Annotated in this window: 18 protein-coding genes; 7 read left to right on the forward strand and 11 right to left on the reverse strand. The window is 52.0% G+C overall.

Annotated features, from left to right (window positions below; all coding sequences use genetic code 11):
• Positions 1 to 130: 130 nt before the first annotated feature.
• Positions 131 to 550 carry a GFA family protein gene (locus EKO24_RS00675; protein ID WP_127030223.1) on the forward strand — a complete coding sequence of 140 codons (420 nt, stop codon included), beginning with the start codon at positions 131 to 133 and terminating at the stop codon, positions 548 to 550.
• 62 nt (positions 551 to 612) lie between these two features.
• On the opposite strand, the gene EKO24_RS00680 is transcribed toward EKO24_RS00675, so the two are convergent.
• Together EKO24_RS00680 and EKO24_RS00685 are read right to left on the reverse strand one after the other, a co-directional pair.
• Complete coding sequence (locus tag EKO24_RS00680; RefSeq protein WP_127030224.1) at positions 613 to 1,047, reverse strand: type II toxin-antitoxin system VapC family toxin; 435 nt, start codon at positions 1,045 to 1,047, stop codon at positions 613 to 615.
• Positions 1,044 to 1,286 (reverse strand): FitA-like ribbon-helix-helix domain-containing protein, encoded by a 243-nt coding sequence (locus EKO24_RS00685; protein WP_127030225.1) that lies wholly within the window; start codon positions 1,284 to 1,286, stop codon positions 1,044 to 1,046. The genes EKO24_RS00680 and EKO24_RS00685 overlap by 4 nt, the downstream gene beginning before the upstream one ends.
• 50 nt (positions 1,287 to 1,336) lie before the next feature.
• Between EKO24_RS00685 and EKO24_RS23525 the strand changes: the two genes are divergently transcribed.
• Together EKO24_RS23525 and EKO24_RS00695 are read left to right on the forward strand one after the other, a co-directional pair.
• Positions 1,337 to 1,543, forward strand: a complete 207-nt coding sequence (locus EKO24_RS23525; protein ID WP_206667183.1) for a carboxymuconolactone decarboxylase family protein — start codon at positions 1,337 to 1,339, stop codon at positions 1,541 to 1,543.
• Positions 1,544 to 1,599: 56 nt separating this feature from the next.
• Entirely contained in the window at positions 1,600 to 2,628 is a 1,029-nt protein-coding gene (locus tag EKO24_RS00695) for a MerR family transcriptional regulator (RefSeq protein ID WP_127030226.1), read from the forward strand.
• A 90-nt stretch (positions 2,629 to 2,718) separates the two neighbouring features.
• Here the strand turns inward: EKO24_RS00695 and EKO24_RS00700 are convergent, their stop codons facing one another.
• From EKO24_RS00700 to EKO24_RS00735, 9 genes are all read right to left on the reverse strand, one after another.
• Complete coding sequence (locus tag EKO24_RS00700) at positions 2,719 to 6,150, reverse strand: translocation/assembly module TamB domain-containing protein (protein ID WP_127030227.1); 3,432 nt, start codon at positions 6,148 to 6,150, stop codon at positions 2,719 to 2,721.
• 337 nt (positions 6,151 to 6,487) lie between these two features.
• Complete coding sequence (locus EKO24_RS00705) at positions 6,488 to 8,230, reverse strand: autotransporter assembly complex protein TamA (RefSeq protein ID WP_241674343.1); 1,743 nt, start codon at positions 8,228 to 8,230, stop codon at positions 6,488 to 6,490.
• 62 nt (positions 8,231 to 8,292) lie between these two features.
• Complete coding sequence (gene treY, locus EKO24_RS00710) at positions 8,293 to 11,169, reverse strand: malto-oligosyltrehalose synthase (protein WP_143733135.1); 2,877 nt, start codon at positions 11,167 to 11,169, stop codon at positions 8,293 to 8,295.
• 643 nt (positions 11,170 to 11,812) lie between these two features.
• Positions 11,813 to 13,645 carry a malto-oligosyltrehalose trehalohydrolase gene (treZ, locus tag EKO24_RS00715; protein ID WP_241674344.1) on the reverse strand — a complete coding sequence of 611 codons (1,833 nt, stop codon included), beginning with the start codon at positions 13,643 to 13,645 and terminating at the stop codon, positions 11,813 to 11,815.
• Between the two features lie 9 nt (positions 13,646 to 13,654).
• Entirely contained in the window at positions 13,655 to 14,896 is a 1,242-nt protein-coding gene (locus EKO24_RS00720; protein ID WP_127030231.1) for a glycosyltransferase, read from the reverse strand.
• A complete protein-coding gene (locus EKO24_RS00725) occupies positions 14,893 to 15,585 on the reverse strand; it encodes a DUF5752 family protein (protein WP_127030232.1) in 693 nt (230 codons plus the stop codon). Before EKO24_RS00725 ends, EKO24_RS00720 begins: the two co-directional genes overlap by 4 nt.
• A 115-nt stretch (positions 15,586 to 15,700) precedes the next feature.
• Positions 15,701 to 15,844 carry a hypothetical protein gene (locus tag EKO24_RS22255; protein WP_154671565.1) on the reverse strand — a complete coding sequence of 48 codons (144 nt, stop codon included), beginning with the start codon at positions 15,842 to 15,844 and terminating at the stop codon, positions 15,701 to 15,703.
• A gap of 52 nt (positions 15,845 to 15,896) precedes the next feature.
• The gene (locus EKO24_RS00730; protein WP_127030233.1) at positions 15,897 to 16,682 is read right to left on the reverse strand and encodes an OmpA family protein; all 786 of its coding nucleotides are present in this window, start codon (positions 16,680 to 16,682) and stop codon (positions 15,897 to 15,899) included.
• A gap of 21 nt (positions 16,683 to 16,703) precedes the next feature.
• Complete coding sequence (locus EKO24_RS00735) at positions 16,704 to 17,087, reverse strand: DUF4398 domain-containing protein (protein WP_127030234.1); 384 nt, start codon at positions 17,085 to 17,087, stop codon at positions 16,704 to 16,706.
• Positions 17,088 to 17,657: 570 nt separating this feature from the next.
• Here EKO24_RS00735 and EKO24_RS00740 point away from each other — a divergent pair.
• The 4 genes from EKO24_RS00740 (at position 17,658) to EKO24_RS00755 (ending at position 21,718) form a co-directional block, all read left to right on the forward strand.
• Positions 17,658 to 18,176: an aspartate carbamoyltransferase gene (locus tag EKO24_RS00740; protein ID WP_241674345.1), complete on the forward strand. Its 519-nt coding sequence runs from the start codon at positions 17,658 to 17,660 to the stop codon at positions 18,174 to 18,176.
• Positions 18,177 to 18,364: 188 nt separating this feature from the next.
• Positions 18,365 to 18,766 carry an Hsp20/alpha crystallin family protein gene (locus tag EKO24_RS00745; protein ID WP_127030235.1) on the forward strand — a complete coding sequence of 134 codons (402 nt, stop codon included), beginning with the start codon at positions 18,365 to 18,367 and terminating at the stop codon, positions 18,764 to 18,766.
• A gap of 9 nt (positions 18,767 to 18,775) precedes the next feature.
• Positions 18,776 to 21,217, forward strand: a complete 2,442-nt coding sequence (gene lon, locus EKO24_RS00750; protein ID WP_127030236.1) for an endopeptidase La — start codon at positions 18,776 to 18,778, stop codon at positions 21,215 to 21,217.
• Positions 21,218 to 21,376: 159 nt separating this feature from the next.
• Positions 21,377 to 21,718 carry a hypothetical protein gene (locus EKO24_RS00755; RefSeq protein WP_127030237.1) on the forward strand — a complete coding sequence of 114 codons (342 nt, stop codon included), beginning with the start codon at positions 21,377 to 21,379 and terminating at the stop codon, positions 21,716 to 21,718.
• Positions 21,719 to 21,804 lie beyond the last annotated feature (86 nt).

A 21,804-nucleotide genomic window follows, 5' to 3' on the forward strand; every position in this document is an offset into this window, starting at 1 on the left:
TCGGTCAAAGGGACGCGCCGTCCTAATGCGGTTTTGAAAGTTTGTGGTAAATTTGAGTTCGGTGGCGCCGCTGAACATCCGTCAACGGCGCGCCCCTTAGCTTTACGTTAGGCCTAAGGAGACTTACTTCATGACAACCCCATTTTCTGGTGGATGCGCGTGCGGAAAAATTCGCTACATATGCACTGCCGCTCCCATTGCAATGCTCAACTGCCATTGTCAGGACTGCCAAATTTCCAGCGGCGCTCCATTCGCATCCGGCATCATCGTTGCGTTGGCATCTACCCAAGTAAAAGGCGCACCAAGCACCTACACAGTTACAGCAATAAGTGGAGGCAAGACCGTTCGCTCATTTTGTGACACATGCGGAACACCGCTATTCACGCGCGGGGAGGCCATTCCAGATTTCATGTCCATTAGGTTTCCCACCTTAGATGATCCAACCATGTTCAAGCCGATGCTTGATATTTTTGTTTCCCGTGCGCAACCTTGGACATGCGTGGACACAAATATCCCACAATTTGAAATGTCTCCCCCGAGTGCGGCCTAACAATTCATTCAAGCGTTATGCCTCACAATCGGAGCCGCTATGAAGTTTGGTTACGCCATCATCTATATACCGGACGTTTCGTCTTTGAAGGAGGGCTGAGCAATAAAGCTATCAATCGTTCGGGCAATGTTAGGAAACTCGTTAATAATTTTTTTATCCTCTGTGATTAGCGGAATATTTAAGAGCTTTGCCAAAGCAACAAATTCACAGTCGTATGCAGAGCAATTACTGGTGTTTACCAATTGTAAAATGTGAGCGGATGAAATCTCGTACTCATTTTCAAGCATCAAGCTTTCAGCTTGTTGGGTTATCACCAAAATTTCATCAAACGTTAAAATGTTTTTTCGCAAATAGAGCGTTAATACGTTACGAAACTCACTTTTCCAAAGATGTGGCGCAATCCATTTCGGCTCAATCATCAGCAATTGTTCCGCCTGGGCGGATTTTTCGCTGTTGAGGTAGAGATAGGCAATTGTGTTAGTATCGACAACGATCATGGTCGGCCTTCTGACTTGGCCTTATCGATTTCTTCGTCCGTTAATAAGTAATCTGCTGTTTTAGCCCTCAGTTGCTTCGCCATTGCCAAATGTTCGTTAACATTGATTTTGTGGGGGTTGATAGTGCGTTCCACACAATAAAGAATTTCGCTGTTAATGCTTCTGTGGTGTAGTTTGGCCGCCTCCTTTAGTTGGTTATAAAGATTGTCCGGTATGTTTTTAAGTGTCAAAGTAGCCATGTTATAACCTCGTTAGGAACCGATAAGGTTTCATTATGGTTTCTCTTGACATGATGTCAAGCCAAAAGCGTTACCCTCAATTAAACACGATAAGACGCAATAACGTAGCGTATTGCGCCTACGGGTTGCGTCTTAACGCGTTGAACGTGGCCGGAATCGTCGAGACGATGGTACAGGCGGTCGTCTACACGGGCTTTCCGGCAGCACTTAACGGTTTATTTGCAGCCAAGGATGTGTTTGCGGAACATGATGCTTGACCCTTACGTAACGTCAGGCCCTAGAATGGCTGCACGTATGAAGAAAGGAGTATCCGATGTTACTTAAAGTAGGAGAGTTGGCAAAACGTTGCGGTCTGACCGTGCGCACGCTGCACCACTACGACGCCATCGGGCTGCTCGCGCCTTCTGCGCGCTCCGACAGCGGCTACCGGCTATACAACCGCAACGACATTGCCCGTCTGCACCAGATTCAGGCATTGCGGCGTTTCGGCTTGTCGCTGGCCGACATCGGGGCTGTGTTGGCAAACCCCGGCTCTCATCTTGCGTCCATTGTGGATAGTCAGATTCAAATGCTGGATCGACAAATCGAGCAAACTACCACGCTACGCGACCGTCTGTCTCAGTTGCAAAGCCAGTTGCGGCAGGGAGATGAGCCGGAGCTTGCCGATTGGCTGACGACTCTGGAAATGATGACCATGTACGATAAATATTTTACGAAAGAAGAACAGCGGCAGCTGCCGTTTTTTAAGGAAGCGGAAAATTCGACCGCCGACGAATGGGCGGCAATGGTGCAGTCGGTGCGGGAGGCGATGGCAATGAAGATTCCGCCGCACAGCCCCGGCGCGCAGAATCTGGCGCGACGCTGGATAGAGATGGTGGTGCGCGACACGAACGGCGATGCGCGCGTGCTCACCAAGCTGAATGCGATGCATATCGATGAGCCCGCAGTGCAGGCGCAGACTGGCGTTACGCCCGAAGTGCTGCGTTTCATACAGGAGGCCTGGGCCGAAACGAAATATGCGATCTACCAAAAATACCTGTCGCCTGATGAATTCCGTTTCTTGCGCGAAAACTACCTCAAGCGCACCCATGAGTATCCCGAGTTGATCGCCGCGATACGCCAGCATATGGAAGACGGCGTCGCGCCGGATGATCCGCGCATGCAGCCGCTCGCACAGCAATGGCTGGAGCTGTTCCGTTCCTACGCGGGCGACAATCCCGAAACCTACGCCAAGATACGGGAGGCGAATGCCAAGGAGCCGGAGCTATGGCAGGGCACTTGGATAGACCAGCGCTTGCTCGGATATGTCATTGAGGCAATGTCGTACCTGAAGCCGTGTTAATGCACAAAGCCATGTAGGGTATACGCTGTGCGTACCATCTTCCAATCATGCCTCAAAACCAAGAGGTACGCACAGCGTACCCTACCGGGCCTAATCGGCATCTTTCTCAAAATTAATCTTTACCCGTTGCGACGTGCCGGTCTGCGTTTCTACGTTAAAACTCTTGCCTAGCTTGCGTTTCAACACCAATACCACTTGCTGATTAAACAAACCAACTTTGGTGCCGACGTATAAATTCGGCGTCAGGTATCGGCCTACTGCGGCCATCGTGTCTTGCAGCGTTTTTCCCTGTTCGACTTCAACTTCGCCAACGCCCAGTTTATTGGCAATCCATGAGGCTTTGCTCGCACCGTAGGATAACGCGGCGGCGGCAACCGCGTTGCCTTGCGATTGGCTAACTTCGTTTAACGGCCCGCCGGTGATTAAATAGGCCAGCACCTCTTCTTCCGGCAACGCGGGCTCCGAAGACAAGCGGGTTTTCGGCGCATCGAGCGGACCGCTGACGTTCACAATCGCGGTCACATCGCTGTTTTTCGAAACGCGGATCGCTTCCACGTCCAACCACGGCTTATCGACCGGGCCGTTAAACAGAATCCGTCCTTTACGCACTGTCAAATCCTGGCCGTAACTCTTATAGCTGGCCTTGTCCATATTGATGGCGCCGTACATGGCCGTCGCTTCGCCGGTTTTGGTCAGCTTCAATTGGCCGCTCAGGTCTGTCTTCAGGCCTTTACCCGAGAAACTGACTTGCTTGCCGAGCTGAATATCCACGTCGGCATCGATAGGGATTGCCACGGCCGGCTCTTCCCCGGTTTTTTGTTCGCCGAGAATAACTTCATCGTCGCTGACTTTGACCGCGTTTTCCGGAATTTGCGAGAGTTGCAGGATCGCTTTCGGGATATTCAACTTGCCGGTCAGTTTTCGCTGCTGTCCGGTAAATATTCCTTTTAGCTGCGGCGACACGGCTATCTGGGCTTCCGGCAATTTGGCGACTTCAAAATCCGTTCCGATCAGCGTCAGCTCCGCGTCCCCTGTCAAACTCGAAGAGCCGTCAAGCTGAACGAAACCCTGCCCCGATCTGGCCGAACCGTTTAGCCGGACGCGTCCGTCACTGTCCGGGGCAGCCAATAAGCTGATGTCGCGGATGCCAAGGCCGAACTCGTCAACGTCAACGGCGCCTCCGCTGAGCCGCACCGATCCGTTAACGGCGGGCTGGTCGGTTCGGCCTTGCAGGGCTAAGTCCGCTTTAAGATCGCCTTTGATATTCGCTAGTTGCGGCACAAAAGGATTCAGCGCGGAAAAGTCAGTCACCGACGCGTTTATCTGACCGCTCAGGGCTTGGCTTTCCCCGGTATCGGCCTGCAATTGCCCGCGCAGATAATCTTGTCCTGTCAACGCCAGATCGAAATCGGCCGAAATCAGCGCGTCTTTCAATTTGCCCGCTAGCGTCCATGATCCCAACGCCAGCTCAATCGGGCCTTGCCGGGTCTGCAACAGAATCTTTGCGTTCGGCGGCATGGCCGCGCGGAAATTGCCGTTCAATGCATTCTTTTGTTTTTGGATGTCCGCATCGGCGTTAATAATGCCTTTTAACTGCATCGGTCCGAGCAAGAAAGCTTGTATCAAGCCGGTCGGCAATGCAGTCGCATTCGCTTGAAACTGAAAATCGCCGTCGGCAAGACGCCGCCCTTGTACGCAAAGCCTTGCGCCTTGCTGAACCAGGCAGCCTTTATCCAAAGCGGCATCGATGCCGGCCGGGCTGTTGGCAATACGGGCGTTCAGATGATCGGCAAGCCGCCAGCGCCCCGCATCCTTGCTATTCAAATCCAGTTTATAAACACCGCCCTGCCAGGCGTCGGCCTTGAAACTGCCGGTAAGCTCTGCTGATAAATCGCCGAAAGATGAATTAACGTCGGCTTTAAAACGATGTTGCTCAAGCGTTCCCAAACCGTCAACCAGCAGCTTTGAAATTTGCAGCTTGGCGGATTTGATCGCATTAACGGACAGTTGGATTTTGGAGATCTTTTTGGCGTCGGCTTGATAATCGGCATTGACGGCCAATTGCTCGGCGCTGTATTCGCCAAAATGCAGGCGCTTACCGTTCGCTTGGAATTTCACCGAAGGATTAAGCCATGCGCCCTGTAAACGTCCATCGCCTTTCAAACTACCGCCTAACCCCGGCCATAACGATTCCAATGCAGGCGCATCGATTGCCATGATCAGCGCGGCTTGCTCTTGTCCCAACGTGCCGTTAACGGCGACTTTATTTTTTCCTGAAACGACCTGTAACGTATCGGCTTTCAATTGTTCGTCGGTAAAAGCCAGCTTGCCGCCCGCGCTAACAGGATAGCCGCGCAATTGGCCTGACAGTTTGTTAATGTCGGCGTTCAACTGTAATGCGTTACCGGCCAGTTTGCCGTTGATATGCGTATCAAAAGCCAAGCTGCCGGGAAACTCGGGTGCCAGAATAGCGGGGTTAAAGTTTTGCCCTGTCGCGCTCAAATCGAAAACGGTAGCGTCTTTCCAGGAGACATCTCCGCCGACCTGGAATATCCCGTCCGCAAACTTCAGTTCCAGCTCGTTAATCGATAACGCTTCGGTAGACCCTTGGCCTTTGAACGTTAATTGGGCTTTGGGCAAATCCGCAGGACTTAAGCGAGCATTCAGCGTAATCCGGTAATCGCTGAGTAAGCCGGCCGCGTCAAGCGCTCCTTGCTCGCTGATGAGTTGCGGCTTGTGGCCGGTCAGCGGCCAGTTAAGATTTTGCCAATCGCCGCGTACATTGATGCGCGGCGTATTTTGCAAATCATCCAGGTTGCCTTTCAACGAGGATTTGAACGGGGATGACAAGCGATTGTCGAAAGCCAGCTGGTTCAGGTCGCCGTTGACCGTCGTTGTTGCTTGCCATAAACCGTAGTCCGCTGTGGCGACTTGCCACTCAGCCGTTAAATCAACCGGAAAACCGCTGCCCAAACCGACGTATCCTGTTGCCGTTGCGGTCAGCGGTTTGGCGTCAATGTCCAATGACGCGATGTTAACGCGGTCTTGTTCGGTATAGGCCGCCAAATGCAATTTTTGCAGTTGTTGCTGCCGGTCGCCTTGCTGAAACCTCAGACCGGTCAACAGCAGATTTTCAACAACAATTTGTACCGGCAGATGCAATTTGGCATTCACGTCGAACGTGCTTGGTTCCGAAGGCTCTGTCTTCGCCAGATGGATTTCAGCCTCATTGACTGTCAGATCGATAATTTTTAAACGGCCTGAAAACAGCTTGGAAGGCTGCCAAACGAAGACAAGGTTTTTAATCGCGGCGGTTTTGGTATCGTCTTGATAATGCAAGTCGGACAGCACGATGCGTTCAAGTAACCGGCCGTCAATGCTGTTAACCGAAACCTGCGCCGGCAAATACGAAAAAACCGTCTGCAACAGCCAGCGGCTACCGCTTGCGCTGTTCATCAAGCCGAGCAGGCCGGCGGGGATCGTTAGCAGAACAAATACGATAACCGGCAGGATGCGTTTCATCGTTCTAAAAACGGCAGTTCGTCCACGAAAGACACGAAAAGCACGAAAGGCCGGCAATAATTTACGCTGTTTATCCTCGTTCCCACGCGCTGCGCCACTGCTGCCATTAACTTAAGGAAGAAGCTCCCTCTCCTGAGTGCTAGTTCCCAAGCTCCAGCTTGGGAATTCAGTGTAGGAAGCTCTAACTTCCCGGTTCGCAAAGCAGGAGCTTTGCCCACTGGGTCTTTAAGCTGGAGCTTGGGAGCCAGCATATCTCTTAGCTTAATAGCAATAGGGCGCTGCGTAGAATCGGAATAATCTTTTCGTGCCTTTCGTGCTTTTCGTGGACAAACAATCATCACAACCTCGTCCCCGCAGCAAAATGGATTTGAAACGAAGAATCCGCTTCGCTCAACGGCATCGCAACATCCAGCCTGATCGGACCAATCGGCGAATACCACCTGACGCCGACGCCGACGCCGGTTTTGAGCCTGATGTTGCCCGGATTATAAGCATTGCCGCTGTCGATAAACGCGGCAACGCCCCAGTCGTCGAACAGGTAATGTTCATACTCGACGCTGACTACGCTTAACAGCTTGCCGCCGATTACATTACCGGAATTATCCTTCGGCCCCAAATGCCTGAAAGCGTAACCGCGCACGCTGTTCATACCGCCGGCAAAAAAACGGTAAGTCGTCGGCAGCTTGTCGAATTGGTCGACCAGCGTTGCGCCCTGCTCGCCCCGGGCGATAAAGCGGCCGCGCCACGGCATTGGATGCGTCCATACCGCGGAAATCGAGCCCTGCGCAAAACTGACTTCGGAAATGGGATTTTTATAACTGCCGGCCAGGTTAAGCTCCAGCCGGTAGCCTCGCGTGGGCCGCATCGTGCTGTCGGCAACGGAGCGCAGCCAACTGCCGCCCGGAACCAATAAATAGACCTGGTTCGACGTACTGCCGATAGTAAAGTCTTCATACAGGGAGTCGATAAACAGCGTTTGCTTCCAGCCGCTATCGAAAGTGTGTTTTAAACGCGCGGAAAGCTTTGCCGCCTTGGAACGGTAAACGCTGACATCTTCCCGTTTAAAGCCGGCGCCGACACTGAAAAAATCGTTGGCCGGATCGTCCAACGGCACGTTGTATTCGGCATCCGCGGTCGACAATACCGGCGTAATGTCGATATTCGCATCGATAAAATGCCCTCTCCGATTGACCAGGCGGTTGATATAAGCCGCATTGAATAGCGGGCCTTTATCGGTGTCGTAACCGATGCCGAAGCTGTAATGATGGCGTTTGCCGGGATAAAGTTTGATGCCGACCGGAACTTGGCCTTCGCGGCTGTTGCCGGTATCGGGGACTATGTCTATCCTGCCGAAATAACCGCTTTTCGACAGTGCGGCGTGTGTTTTAGCCAGTTGCTCGCTGGAGTAAAAATCGCCTCTTTTTATCGAAATGAACCTGTCGACCAGCTCAGAATTCAGGATATTCTGTTCGACGGTCACAGCGCCGAACACTTTGCGCTTGCCGGTATTGAACACCAACTTGACCTGCGCGGTGTTATTGGCTTTATCGACCAGCAATTCTTTTTCCGAAAACGCCGCGTCCAGATAACCCCGTTCCATCGCCAACGCTTCAAGCCGGCTTTTCATTTTTTCGTATTGATCGTGGCGCAGGGCTTTGCCTTTCTCGGCCAGCAGCGAATTGCGCAATTTTTGGAATTCGGGATCGTCGCGCGCATCGCCGTTCAACGTAATATCGACGCCGCTAACGATGGTTTGCGGCCCGCGCTCTATCGTAAACTCCGCCTGCCAACATTTTGAATCGAAAACCAATGATTTTTTGACGGCGGGATTGTAATAACCCAAGGCCCGCAAAGCCCGATAGATTTCGTCGTCGGCTTTGTTAAACAAGCCGCGTATTTTCCATTCCGGCGTTTGGCATTGCTCTTTTGCCAGAGACAGTGTCAGTTGGACATTTTTCTTGGCTTCGCCGCTCAGGCCGTTAATCGAAACGTCGGCGCTGGTAACCGGAGCCGATAAATACAGCAGCAGTGCAAATGTAGGATACGCTGTGCGTACCTTTCGGGATTCAATGGTACGCACAGCGTATCCTATGAGGTTTATAACTATGACAATGAGTCTCATGGCAGCCGGCCTTCAACGATTTATTCAATAACACCCGATAAAATCGCGAAAGGAAACAATTGCAACGGCTCACTAACAAAGAGCCGAAGACAGTCTTCCGCCGCTTCGGCCCTAACCCGGCATTGGCTGAACAATTCCCGGTAACGCCTCGGCGCTTTGTGCGGCAATTCCAGCCAGCTATCGGTCCCGGCATCTTCGGCGCCGCTGTTAAAATCGTTTAACCGGGGCACGACGACAACGACAAAGTTATCCCGGTCTTGCCGCGCAAACGCCAGCAACCGGTCAGCCCGCGCGCCGTAGACATTGATTTTCAGGTAGTCGCCGTTCTTGAATAATCCGGCATATCGATGCCGAAAACCCAAAGTCTGCATGATCACAAACAGCTTAATACGCCCATCCTCGATATTTTCCAATAGCGAGCCGATGAACCGCGGCCGGTCAAGATCCGGTTTTGCCAGGTCGGTCTCCATCTCGGTCAATATCCGGTTGTTCTTGTTGAAATCGACGGGGCGGCGATTATCGGGATCGACCAATGTGAATTGCCAACATTCGTTGCCCTGATAAATATCCGGCACGCCCGGCGAGGTTAACAGCAACACAACCTGTGCAAGCGCGTTGTACAAGCCGTGCTTCCTAATTCGTTTTTCGAATCCGGTAAAATCTTTTAAAAATAATATGCTGACGTTCGGATCAAGGCATCGGCAGACAAATTGAGTCACGGCTTGCTCATACTCTTCATTCGGGTTCAGCCATGAACTGTATTGCTTGGCCTCGCGAATCGCCTTGATCATGTAAGCACGGATGCGCTGCTGGTAATCCCCCCAGCCCGCATCGCTTAAATGCGTCAACGGCCAGGTGCCGATCAACACCTGGTAAAACAGGTATTCGTCATTGCGGGCAATGACGATTTTATTCATCTTGGTTTTCCTGAACCGATTCAAGCGTTGCCAGCGTAAAACCGCCTCTTGCCATTGCTGGGGTATTTCAGTCAACACATTGATTCTTGCCCGCACGTCGGCGCTGCGTTTGGTATCGTGCGTCGATAGGCACAGCATCGTATGCGGCCATTTCTTCAGCCGCGACTGGTTGAAATGATGAAAAGTATTGAGCGAATTGCCGAAGCCGCGCGGATCGCCGCCGACTTCGTTCAACGAGATCAAGCGGTTGTATCGGTACAGCGCGGTATCTTCATAGCCTTTAGCCATCACCTGCGGCGTATATTGTTGAAACTTCATCACAAACCGCAACAACTCCCCATCCGCCACTACCGGGTTGTGTTCCAGCAGCAAAAGCTGGCGGATAAATTCAAACACGGTTTTATCGGCGGCCCAACTGCGTTGCTTGCCTTGGTCGACCGCCCATTTAATGTACTGGCTGTCCTCTTTGCTGACGCTATAGCTGTTGATATAAGTCCGGTAGACAGGAAAGCAGGCTATCACTTCCGACAAGGCGTTGCGCAATGCGTACAGCGTGTAATCGCGGGTTTTTGAGCTGGCGTCGGCGATTTTGCCCAAGTGATTGGCCAATACGTTAAGTTCGCTGGCCAGCGAGGTCGTCATCACCAGCCTTTTAGCCTGGTACACCAGTTCGTCAAAGTCCTGCCGATACTCTATAAAGCGCGCATAGCAGTGCGTTAACGGTTTCTCCGCGCCGCTATCGATAAAAACGCCGTTGACGATATTGGCGAACTCGTAACCGGTGGTGCCGTGAATCGGCCAGTTGTTCGACAGATATTCATAGTTGGCGACGATTTTCTCGGCGACGATATAGATCGGCGGCTGCCCGGCACCGTCATTTAAAACGGCGGCGATTTTATCGTTAAGATGCTGGTAATAGGCGACCGGGTCGTATAAACCGTCGGCATGATCGATACGCAAGCCCTGAATCCTGCCTTCCGCGATCAGCGACAGGATCAATTCGTGAGTCGCGGCGAAGACTTTTTCATCTTCAATCCTCAACCCGGCCAGTTCGTTGATGTCGAAAAAGCGCCGGTAATTGATTTCGTCGCCGGCAACGCGCCAGTACGCCAAGCGGTAAACCTGCTGTTCCAGCAATGCGTGCAATTCGCCGCCCTCGCCGGCTACCCGGTTGATTTTTTCTACCCGTGAGTCGATATACGCGACCAGTGCCGGACTGTCCGCGCAAAGCTTGGCAAGCTGTTTTTTAAAAACTTCCTTATCGCGCTTGCGTTCTTCTATTTTTTCCTCGGACTTGTCCGTGCATAACGGCAGTTTGCTGAAACTGTTGTCGATGGTCTGGTATTCCAGCAATACCGGATCGTCGGCCGCGAAATAGTTCAATAGTTGTTCGTCTTGCGAACCCAGGATCAACAGATAAGTCTGCGGATCGGCCGGAAAGCGGTGTTGATGGTAATAAACGCTGAACTCGCCCTGCCCGGCGTCGAAAGCCAGTTTCAGTTCCCGCTGCTCCAATATATTGCCGTAATGGTCGCCCAGCACCGGGAGCAGTATTTTATCTTGCAGCGTTTTCTTGACCGGACACCAGTCAATATCGAAAAACGAGGCGTAACAAGACGCCTGGCCGTTCTCCAGCACATCCAGCCACCAGATATTATCGCTGCCCATCACGGCCATGTGATTCGGGACAATATCGGTTATCAGGCCCATGCCGTTGCGCTGCAATTCGGCGATGAAGCGCTCGAAATCCTCGCGGCTGCCGATTTCGGGGTTCAGCTCGCTATGGTCGACGATGTCGTAACCGTGAGTACTGCCCGGACGGGCTTTCAGGTAAGGGGAAACGTAGCAATGGCTAATGCCGAGACGGCGAAGATAGCCGACAATATGGGTCGCATCGGCGAAAGTAAAATGCTTGTTAAATTGCAGTCTATAGGTTGAAACGGGAATGTCTATATCTCTTTGCCGGTTTGGATCAGTCATAAATCACAAGGTCTTGTGAATTTTCTGATGGTTCCCACGCTCCGCGTGGTAACCCAGTGAGGGACGCTCCGGCGTCCCGAACCGCAGAGCGGTTCAGACTGTATTCCCACGCGGAGCGCTTCGCCGTTATACACAAGTCTTTGTGCTACACCGTCATCCCGACAGGGATTACCGGGATGCACGACTGCAAGGACGCAGGAGGTAGAGCAATGCAGGGAGCAATTGCCGAGGCGCCAAGGAGGGCAATCTTGAAAAAAGGAGTCGCTACCGCGACGATTTATTTGAATCGGGGTCTCGCCCCCGAAGGCGAGATACTTTTCTTTGCTCCGCCAAAGAAAAGTATCCAAAAGAAAGGCGGCCCCATGCCGCTTATCTCCTGCGCTCCTCGCTTTCGCCAGGGGTTGCCAGAAGGGCCATCCTTGGCCCTCTGGCAACGCGCGGCTTCCTGCCGCGCCCCTGCGGGCTAATCCTGGCGAAAGCTCCGGTGCTCGGCGCGGCATAGGGGACTGATTCCGTGCTGCTTCGAGATGTGTATAACGGTGAGCGCGGAGCGTGGGAACGATAAAAGCTACGCTGCACATTGCTTTATTTCGTGTTTTTCGTGCTTTTCGTGTCTTTCGTGGACAAGCCTCTTTTTCGACGATCATTTCCCGGCCTCCTGTAAACAAAAAATGACCGCCCAAGGGTCCATCCGGCCTTGATGCAGGTTTTTACGCGTATCCTTGTCGCTGGCGAACAACTCTCTTCCCTCGCAAGCACAGTGGAGCCTTGCCGGATTTTTACCCAAATTGGCAACCAACGTCAGCGTTGAATTATCGTTCAACAACCATTGCACCGTTAATGCCCTGTCGTTAAACAGCAGGTAATACGCGTGCCCGGCGCTGACGCCTTTTATGCGTGGAATGATCTGGCTTTTACGAAGACGCAGCAATTCGCGATGGAAGTTAAACCATTGCCGGTGCGGTTTCCGGCCCAGTTCGTCCCATGCGAGCTTGGCCGCCCGGTACGTTTGCAGTGCATTCGGCAACGGTATTTTTAGCAGCGATTCGGCATTGTTAAATTCGGAGAATTTGCTGAACGCCTGCAAGCGCCCCAGATTCACTTGTTCGCCTAAATCCTCGGGAAGATCGACAAAATACGTAAACGGCTGGCTGCAAGCCCATTCCTGCCCCATGAACAACAACGGCAGCGACGGCGTCAGCAATAAAACCGCTGTCGCCGCGCGCACCGCTTCCTGGCTGCAAAGGCTTGAGATGCGCTCGCCCAATGCCCGGTTACCGACTTGATCGTGATTCTGTAAAAAAGATATAAAAGCCGTCAGCGGCAAATCGGTGCAGGATTCGCCGCGCTGTTTACTGTCCTGGTAAGAGGACAGCTCGCCCTGATAAGCAAAACCCTCCGTTAAACAGCGGCCCAGGTGGCGCAGAGGCTGTTGTTTGTAATCCTGGTAATAGCCGGTGTCTTCGCCGGTCAGCAATACATGCAAAACATGATGCAGATCGTCGTTCCATTGCGCGTCGAAATAACGGTACGGCAAGGTCGGATCGTACCTTAAATAACGGGCGGTATTATTGTCGTTTTCCAACACTAAGTAGACGGGGCGGTCGTATCCCGGCCCCAGGCGCACGGCTTCGGACAATTCTTCCAGGATGTTCGGCGACGAATCGTCAAAAATCGCGTGTATCGCATCGAAGCGCAAACCGTCGAAATGATATTCTTCGAGCCAATACAGCGCATTGTGGATAAAAAACCAGCGCACCCAGTGATGGCTGAAATCAACCGCGTCACCCCACGGGGTATCGAAACGCTTCGTGAAAAACGCCGGCGCATACAAATGCAGGTAGTTGCCTTCCGGGCCGAAATGGCTGTAAACCACATCGTTAAACACCATCAGGCCTTTCGCATGGGCCGCGTCGATCAGGTCTTTAAGATCGTCCGGCGTCCCGTAACGGCTGTCCGGCGCGAACGGCAAAACGCCGTCATAGCCCCAATTGCGCTGCCCCGGAAAATCGGCAACGGCCATCAGTTGTATCGCGGTTACGCCCAAATCGACCAGGTAATCCAGGCGTTTTTTGACGCCGCGGAAAGTCCCTTCTTCACTGAAAGTACCGACATGCAGCTCGTAAAATACCGCCTCTTCCCAAGGCCGGCCTTTCCATTCACGATCCTGCCATTGCCAGTTTTCCGGATCGATAACCTGGCTGGGGCCGTGAACATCCTCGGGTTGGTAGCGGGAAGCCGGATCGGAAACATAATGTTTGCCGTCGATCAGGTACTGGTAATAAAAGCCGATACCGGCCAGTTCGGTGGTAATGCCGTACCAGCCGTCGGCTTCCGGCGTCATCGTCAGCCTGAGTTCAGGCGCATTGCCTTGCAAGCTTAACTCAACCTTGCCGACGCCCGGCGCCCATAATTTAAAAGTAACCTTGCCGTCGTCCCGCAAATGAGTCCCGAAAGGCATCGCATGGCATGACATAGGGCGCGTTCAGCCTAATTCGATACGATCGGCCGCGCCATGTTGTAGCGATACCATTAAGGTCAAGTATTCACGCAATTGCCGGGTTAACAGGAAATTTTCGCGGACGAATTCCACGGATTTAAGGCCCATTTCCTGCGCTTTTTGTTTTTGATTAAACAGATAACGAATGCGCAATGCCGCGCCTTCGGGTGTATTGACCAAAAAGCCGGTATGAAAATTGATGACTTGCAAGCGAATGCCGCCGGTGTCGCCGGCGATAACCGGCTTACCTTTCCACAGCGCTTCGGTTACGGTAAGGCCGAAGCCTTCTTTAGTGGATTTTTGCAGCACAATATCGGCCAGCCGTTGCAGCGCGTTAATCGTGCGATGCGCATCGGGCGGCAGTTGCAGGATTTTAATATCCGGATCGTCGCCTGCCGCCTGGCTCACTTCATTAAAGACAACCTCGCCTTCGGGATCGTCCGTTGCACTGCCGCCGGCCAGTACCAATTGCAGCTTGGGAATATAGTGCTTGGCCAATTTATAAGCTTTTATAACCCCGACCGGATCTTTAAAGCGGTCGAAGCGCGAGATCTGCACGATCATCGGTGCATCCGGATCCAGGTTAAAACGTGCCCGCACCGCATCCAGTTCGTCCTGGGTCAAATCGACATTTTTATCGCTCAACGGATCGATGCTGGGCGGAATAATATAAGCCGGGTGCGGCAGCAGTTGCACAAACTGCGATAGTGAAAAAATACTCGCGTCGTACTCACGCACAAAACGCTCCAGAAACCGCCAAGTGCCTCGATAAGGATGGCTCGCATCGATATGACAACGCCAGATCCACTTGCCTTTCCGGTTACTGCAATACTTTAATAAGGCGGCAGGCTGCGGATCATGGATAAAGACAAAATCCGCTTCTTCCAGCACGGAACGCAAATGATCGGCATTTTGCTGGTTCACGTCCAGAAAATGGCTCAGCAACTTATCGGGAATCGCGATCCGGTTGCCCTGTATCGCGTTATGCATGCTTTTTGTACATTGGTAAAACTCGCTGTCGCCGGTAATCACTTCCCAGCGCGTATCGATGCCCAACTCGCGGGAAAGCGGTATGAGTTTTTCCAATATCTCCGCAACGCCGCCGCCGACGCGGGTCGAATTTACATGAACCACCTTCTTGCCTTGCAAAGATTCGGCCAGTTGTTGCAGATGCCGGATCACATCCGAGCCGGTTACGGCCGCATAAGCTTCTAACATTGACGTCATGGCGTTCGCTCCGCAAAATGATTTTGAAATGCCGTAGCTACTTGCTGGCGTAACTCGACCAAGGTACTGAAATAAGGATCGATAGCGGCCAAGCGCTCGATTAAAGGCTGATAAGTTTCACCGAAAAAAGTCAGCCACCGGGAAAAATCATCGGTGTTGTCCTGTGCTCGACGGCGGGAATCGATAAAATGGTAAAAAACGCTGCTTGCCGACATGCCGGAAATCAGGTCCGCCATTTGATGCGGTTCGCTTATTTGGGTATGGGTATTGAATACGACAATATGCGAACGAATGAATTCAAATTGTTTCGAAGCGCGGGTCCATTGCAGATATTCGCTTTCCTCCATGCGGTCATCGATATATTCCAGCAGCTGATAGCGTAATTCTTCCAGATCGGTGAACGAGGTCGGATCGAGTACGGCCAGTTGTTCGGCCAGTTTGGTGTCGGAAAGGCTGTGGCGCACCCAGCTGGCAAAATCGTTGATGTACTCGCGCTCGTCGAAATGCGGCAATAATAAATTCGCCCAGAAATGGTAGTACAGGCTGTCCAGGTTCAAGGTGCTGATATGATCGCGGAACTCTTTTAAAGTATTGGCGCGTCTATGCGTGGCGATGGCGATCAACGCGCAGTCTTTTAAAATGAAATCCGGTGTTACCGGCTCTGGTTTATATTTATATATCGTATGCATATTTGAAATTCCGTACGGATCGAGCTAAATAAGTGAATAGTAATTTTTAGAGTAACTGTTCAGTACACAGAAAAATGGAACACCGATAACGCGGATTAAACGGATAAACTCAGCTTTATATTGAATACATCTGCTCGTAATAATCGATTTTAACCTTGGCTTCGCCCCTATCCGCTTCATCCTGTAATTCATCATTCTTAACGCTTGGCTCTTTCGGCCCGGCATCGGATTCATCTTGATGGGCTTGTTCGGTATTCATGATGTTTGCCTCAAACGGTTACGTTAAAGTCGGAAATCGCCAGGCTGTTTCCTTACATGCCGCTGCCGGAAGCAGCGGGCGGCTGAGTGCCCGGCATATCGGTTATCGTCACTTCCACGCGCCGGTTTTGTTGGCGTCCTGAGGCTGTTGCGTTCGTCGCGACCGGATAATCCTCGCCCATGCCCTGTGCGGTAATCCGTTCCGGCGCGATTCCGTTAGCGATTAGCAGGTTCATGACGGCTTCGGCCCGCATTTGCGAAAGGTTGGCGTTATAGTCCGCCGATCCACGGTCATCGGTATGGCCTTCAATCTTTACTCGGGTGTCGGGATGGTTTCTTAAATACTCCACCAAGGGGTACATATTCTGGAGATTTCCGGCTTTCAGGTTGGCGCGCCCGGTGTCGAACAGCACGTCGCCCAACGTCACCAAAATACCTTGCGGTACTTTTTTAGCTTTCAGTTTGCGAATTTCGGCTTCGCGAGCTTGCAGGCGAACCTGGTCTTTTTGGGAACTTAATTCATCAAAAGTTTTCTTCGCTTCAACCCGACTGGCGGTGGCGCGCGCCAAATCGACTTTCCGGCTGGCAAGATAAGCGAGATGGTCGGTCTCTTCGGAGTCCTCATCTTCGTTCCAGGATGTCTCGGCTCTTTGCAGCAGTTTTTCCGCCGCGGACAAGTCCGCGTAAGCATTATTCTTCACTGCCGGGTCGCTTGCCGCTTGCTGATAGTCGTTACGGGCTCGCTCAAGGCTCATGTTGGCGGCCGGCGTGCAGGCCATGACCAATCCGCTCAATAAAACAACAGACGATCCTTTCAAGGATAGTATTTGTGGTCGCATGGTACGCCTCCAGAATGGCTGTTATCTTTCTTCGCTTTCACGCGAAGATTCCTGTTTTAAAGCTTCGATCGCCTTCTTCATTTCATCGGCCTGGTTAGTCTCTTTCGCCGCCTCGGCTTTGGCATTAGCCAAATTCGCATCGGCAATGGCTTCTTCAGCCATTCTGCGCGCCTCATCGTTTTCATCTTCATCGACTTTCTTGTTTGCGCGATTCAGCTTTGCGCGGGCATTACTGAGCAACCCTGGCTCGTACTGGGAGGTTCCGGCCCGTTCCGCGTTCTGAATAGCCAGCTCAGCCTGAGCCAACAGATCTCTCGGCGGTTCCGAAGCGCACCCCGCCAGCAACAGCAAGCCTGCCACTGCCGTCGGCGGCCCTACTCTGAACAATGTTTTAGTTATGGACATAGTCTGCACCTTCTGATGATCTGCGGATTCCAAGAACCCCAATGACGGATTGACGCGAAGAAGTTTTAGCTTGAAGCCTGAAATATCGATGGAAACCTACCCGGCCAGGCCCAAAACGCCGACGCTTAATTAAATAAACGGCAATGATGTATTCAGCAAAGCAGGCCGGATCATCGGGCTTAAAGCTCCGGCGACAAGAGAGTAGCGCTTGCGTATTTCGGATACCCGTTCGCTAATTTAAAACGCTGAACCACCGCCTTGATTACAGCATCAGAATACAAGGTTACAGGCCATATTCAATAAGTATGAACACTTACGAACAGGCTATGGCTCCTGGCTTTTTCGAAAGACCTTCCAGGTTTTAAAAACCTGGAAGGTTTAACCAGCACTCCGATAGCTGAGCTTCCTACGGCTCACATCCTTGATCCTCTTTTTTCGTGCCTTTCGTGGACAATGCTCTTTTATCTCCAGCGTGTCCGGCGTCAGTTACTAAGTAGTTGTACGGATTTAACAAGGTTCATAAGCGGTGGATACTCCATCATCAGTTTTATTAACTCGACGAGAAGTTCGATGATGAAAAATCGCTTATTAATATCGATTGGACTTGCGCTTTTTTCTACAGTGGCATGGACTATTGAACCGGCTAACCTTCAACTGATCGATGAAGTGCATCGACGCGCACAGCAAGTAGTGCCTTATGCATTAGACCAAGCCCTGCAAACGTTCACTAAAACGGTTCACGGCGGCGTCCAGCATGTAGTCGCCAAATCGGCAGACAATACCAAGCAAATAAAGCTGATTCAGCAACATCTAGCCAACATTGCCGATGAATTCAGGAAAGGCGATTTCTCTGTGACTGAACGTGTTCACGGGCCGGATATGCCGGGTCTGGCCCAGTTGAAAACGGCCAAAACCGACGATATAAGGTTTGAATACAAACCGTTAGAAAATGGCGCACAGATTCACTATTCGACTGAATATCCGCAATTTGTCCAGGCTCTTCATGCCTGGTTTGACGCCCAGCAGAGAGATCACGGCAACGATGTGATACCGGGACATAGCAGCGACCATTCGGCAATTTCGGAATAAATCGAGCGATGATCTTCTTAAGGCAGGTACAGTCCGCACAGATATTCAGCCTGCCAAAAAGCTTTTTCTAGTGACCGGAACAGATAATTACGCGGTTTGAGTATCTAAAGCTGAGTTGAGCAGGTCGCCCGCTCAAACCCTACTTATGCCCTCTGGAGATAAACTGCAATAACCTGGAATAACACATTATGCCATTACGTAACCTCGAAACATGGATGTGGGCTGAAGCTTGTGACATTTTGAATCGCGCGGACCGTTTACACCGGCAGTTTTTCAGGCCGGCGGCGATGAGCGCCAACCGGCCGGCCTGGGAACCGCCGATCGATATTTACGAAAGCGATGGCGAGTTCAAAATTATGATCGCGTTACCGGGGGTTGCCCAGAAACATTTAACTGTCATGCTTGAAGGAGACCATTTGATTATTGACGGACAACGACATCTACCGGACAGCTCTCAAGCGACTATTCGGCGCCTGGAGATTCCCTATGGACGATTTCAGCGGCGCATTGAATTGCCCGCAGCCTGTTTTGAAATCGACACTAGCGAGCTTGTGGACGGTTGTTTGTTAATTTCACTGCGAAAAATATAAGGGTTGCTTATGCAAATCAAGGATCTGAAAAACCTGCTTCTGGGTTCAACAACGAGTACGGAAGAGCCGTCTTCAGAAATCAAGCAGGAAGCTCCGTTACAATTTCCTCCTGTTCCGAACGATGCGGTTATCGTTGTGCCGATGCGCGGCACCGTGCTGTTCCCGCAAAACGTCTCGCCGTTGGTGATAGGCCGTAAAGCCTCTATTTCGGCGGTGCAAGAAGCGGTGCGTTCGGAAAAGCCGATCGGACTGCTGATGCAGCTTCGCGACAAAGACGAAGAGCCTAATCCGGACGATCTCTACCCGGTCGGGACTGTGGCGGAAATTTTACGTTATATCACCGCGCCCGACGGCACCCATCATGTCGTCTGCCAAGGCGCGCAACGCTTTCGCGTGCAAGAGTTCTTACCGGGCTACCCGTTTTTGGTCGCCCGGATTGAGCGCCATGAAGAGTCGGAGATAAGCTCCAAGGATGTCGAAGCTCGCGTTATCACGCTAAAGCAAAAAGCGCTGGAGGTATTGGGTCATACCAAACAAGTGCCCGATGAACTGATTAATGCTATCCAGGCTATTAACTCGCCGTCGATGCTGGCCGACCTGGTCGCCAGTTACCTGGTTTCGAAGCCGGTCGAGAAACAAGAGATTCTGAGCTTGTTCGGCGTCCAGCAACGTATCGACAAGATTCTGGAATTACTGAACTATCAAGTCGAAGTATTAAAAATATCGAACAAGATTAATGAACAAACCCAGGAAACGATGGGCCAGCGGCAGCGCGAATTCGTTTTGCGGGAGCAAATGAAAGCGATTCAGAAAGAGTTGGGCGAAGAGGAAGGCGGCGCCGCCGAGATTGAAGAAATCAGCAACGCGATCACTGAAGCTAAAATGCCGGAAGAGGTCGAAAAACAGGCGCGCAAGGAACTTGCCCGTTTACAGCACATGCCGGATGCGAGCGGCGAATATTCGATGATACGCACCTACCTGGATTGGCTGACCGAATTGCCCTGGTCGAAGACCAGCACGGCTGTTATCGACATAGCAAGAGCCCGTGACATCCTTGACGAAGACCATTACGGCCTGGCCAAAATCAAGCAACGCATCCTGGAGTTTTTGGCCGTGCGCAAGCTGAACCCGGCCGGCAAAAGCCCTATTCTGTGTTTTGTCGGCCCGCCCGGCGTCGGCAAGACCTCGCTCGGACGCAGCATCGCCCGTGCAACCGGGCGCGAATTCGTGCGCGCCAGTTTGGGCGGCCTGCACGACGAAGCCGAGGTGCGCGGCCATCGGCGCACTTATATCGGCGCATTGCCGGGCAATATCATTCAATCGATTCGCAAGGCCGGCACGAATAATCCGGTGTTCATGCTCGACGAAATGGACAAAATCGGCATCGGAGGATTTCATGGCGATCCGTCCTCGGCTTTGCTGGAAGTGTTGGACCCCGAGCAGAACTCGACTTTCCGCGATAACTACTTGGCCGTCGCGTTCGATTTGAGCCATGTAATGTTTATCGGCACGGCCAATGTATTGGACAACGTACCCGGACCTTTACGCGACCGGATGGAAGTCATTGAATTAACCGGCTACACCTCTGAAGAAAAACTGCAGATTGCCAAACGCTACCTGGTGCGCCGGCAACAGGAAAGCAACGGCTTAACGCCCGAACAATGCACGATCACCGACAACGCGATACTGACCATCATCCAGGACTACACCCGCGAAGCCGGGTGCCGGAATTTGGAGCGTGAAATCGGCTCCGTATTCCGCCACGTCGCGATGCGCATTGCCGAGGGCATTGTTGTCAGCGAACATATCGACAGCGAACATATCCAGGGCATTTTAGGACCGAAACGCTTCTATAGCGACGTCGCGATGCGCACCAGCGTCCCGGGCGTGGCGACCGGGCTTGCGTGGACGCCGGTCGGCGGCGATATTCTTTTTATCGAAGCCACCCGTTTGCCCGGCAACGGCAGGCTGATCCTTACCGGCCAGTTGGGCGAAGTCATGAAAGAAAGCGCCCAAGCCGCGTTAAGCCTGGTCAAATCGCATGCCGGTGAATTGCATCTGAGCCCCGATATATTCAAGAAAAACGACATCCATGTCCACGTACCGGCGGGCGCGATCCCTAAAGACGGCCCCAGCGCCGGCGTGGCAATGTTTACCGCGCTGTTTTCCGCATTTTCGGAGCGTACCGTGCGCAAAGAAGTGGCGATGACGGGAGAAATCAGCCTGCGCGGCTTGGTGTTGCCGGTCGGCGGTATTAAAGAGAAAGTCATCGCCGCGGCCAGGGCGGGACTAAAAACCGTCATGCTGCCGGCGCTGAACAAAAAAGACTTTGAGGAAATCCCCGAAGCGGTCAGGAATCAGCTCCAGTTTGTCTGGCTGGAAAATGTCGACGAAGCGTTAAAAATTGCCGTCGAAGAGGTGCCTAAAACCTATAGTCCGGCAAAGGTTTAAACAGAATGACCGTGTCGAAATATGGAGGGCTTTTTACGTGCTCCGCCTGCACTTCCCGGGTTGATGTAACTATTGAAAATATGCTGAATAGTTACGGATTGATTGATTTTTTCGATATCTTGTCTACGCTTTAAATCAAGGTTGAATCGGAGAAAAATCATGAAAACGATTATTTTCTTGAAAAGATTGTTGGCCGTTGCAGGTTTAATTGTTTATTGCTCGGCACCGGCGCAAACGGGCCGTCCTAAAGCGCTTAACAAGCCCGTTCCACGTCCGGATTTAATATTAACGTTACCGGATCAACCTTTTGCGGAAGAAAAAACGACGTCATCGGTTAACTCAAACGTAGCAGCGAACAACCGCAATGAAAACCAAGTATTCACAACAAAGAAAATTCCGGTGAATGTCGATTGCGATATGGATGTTATCCAGAACACGCTCGACGACATTCCGCTAAGTAACCGGATTTTTGGGGAATGCGACTTTCATTACCACTATTAAAGTACCGCTGTACTTCCCTCCTTTTTTAGCCGGCAGTTATTATTAATCGCCAACAAACACTGTTTGTTAAAAGCATTCCCTTTACA

Source organism: Candidatus Methylobacter oryzae, from assembly GCF_003994235.2.
Lineage (GTDB): Bacteria > Pseudomonadota > Gammaproteobacteria > Methylococcales > Methylomonadaceae > Methylobacter_A > Methylobacter_A oryzae.

What these genes read in the sequence shown, in the direction of transcription:
- EKO24_RS00675 (WP_127030223.1), top strand. Translation starts at nt 131, where the DNA reads ATGACAACCCCATTTTCTGGTGGATGCGCGTGCGGAAAAATTCGCTAC.
- EKO24_RS00680 (WP_127030224.1), bottom strand. Translation starts at nt 1,047, where the DNA reads ATGATCGTTGTCGATACTAACACAATTGCCTATCTCTACCTCAACAGC.
- EKO24_RS00685 (WP_127030225.1), bottom strand. Translation starts at nt 1,286, where the DNA reads ATGGCTACTTTGACACTTAAAAACATACCGGACAATCTTTATAACCAA.
- EKO24_RS23525 (WP_206667183.1), top strand. Translation starts at nt 1,337, where the DNA reads ATGATGTCAAGCCAAAAGCGTTACCCTCAATTAAACACGATAAGACGC.
- EKO24_RS00695 (WP_127030226.1), top strand. Translation starts at nt 1,600, where the DNA reads ATGTTACTTAAAGTAGGAGAGTTGGCAAAACGTTGCGGTCTGACCGTG.
- EKO24_RS00700 (WP_127030227.1), bottom strand. Translation starts at nt 6,150, where the DNA reads ATGAAACGCATCCTGCCGGTTATCGTATTTGTTCTGCTAACGATCCCC.
- treY (WP_143733135.1), bottom strand. Translation starts at nt 11,169, where the DNA reads ATGACTGATCCAAACCGGCAAAGAGATATAGACATTCCCGTTTCAACC.
- treZ (WP_241674344.1), bottom strand. Translation starts at nt 13,645, where the DNA reads ATGTCATGCCATGCGATGCCTTTCGGGACTCATTTGCGGGACGACGGC.
- EKO24_RS00720 (WP_127030231.1), bottom strand. Translation starts at nt 14,896, where the DNA reads ATGACGTCAATGTTAGAAGCTTATGCGGCCGTAACCGGCTCGGATGTG.
- EKO24_RS00725 (WP_127030232.1), bottom strand. Translation starts at nt 15,585, where the DNA reads ATGCATACGATATATAAATATAAACCAGAGCCGGTAACACCGGATTTC.
- EKO24_RS22255 (WP_154671565.1), bottom strand. Translation starts at nt 15,844, where the DNA reads ATGAATACCGAACAAGCCCATCAAGATGAATCCGATGCCGGGCCGAAA.
- EKO24_RS00730 (WP_127030233.1), bottom strand. Translation starts at nt 16,682, where the DNA reads ATGCGACCACAAATACTATCCTTGAAAGGATCGTCTGTTGTTTTATTG.
- EKO24_RS00735 (WP_127030234.1), bottom strand. Translation starts at nt 17,087, where the DNA reads ATGTCCATAACTAAAACATTGTTCAGAGTAGGGCCGCCGACGGCAGTG.
- EKO24_RS00740 (WP_241674345.1), top strand. Translation starts at nt 17,658, where the DNA reads ATGATGAAAAATCGCTTATTAATATCGATTGGACTTGCGCTTTTTTCT.
- EKO24_RS00745 (WP_127030235.1), top strand. Translation starts at nt 18,365, where the DNA reads ATGCCATTACGTAACCTCGAAACATGGATGTGGGCTGAAGCTTGTGAC.
- lon (WP_127030236.1), top strand. Translation starts at nt 18,776, where the DNA reads ATGCAAATCAAGGATCTGAAAAACCTGCTTCTGGGTTCAACAACGAGT.
- EKO24_RS00755 (WP_127030237.1), top strand. Translation starts at nt 21,377, where the DNA reads ATGAAAACGATTATTTTCTTGAAAAGATTGTTGGCCGTTGCAGGTTTA.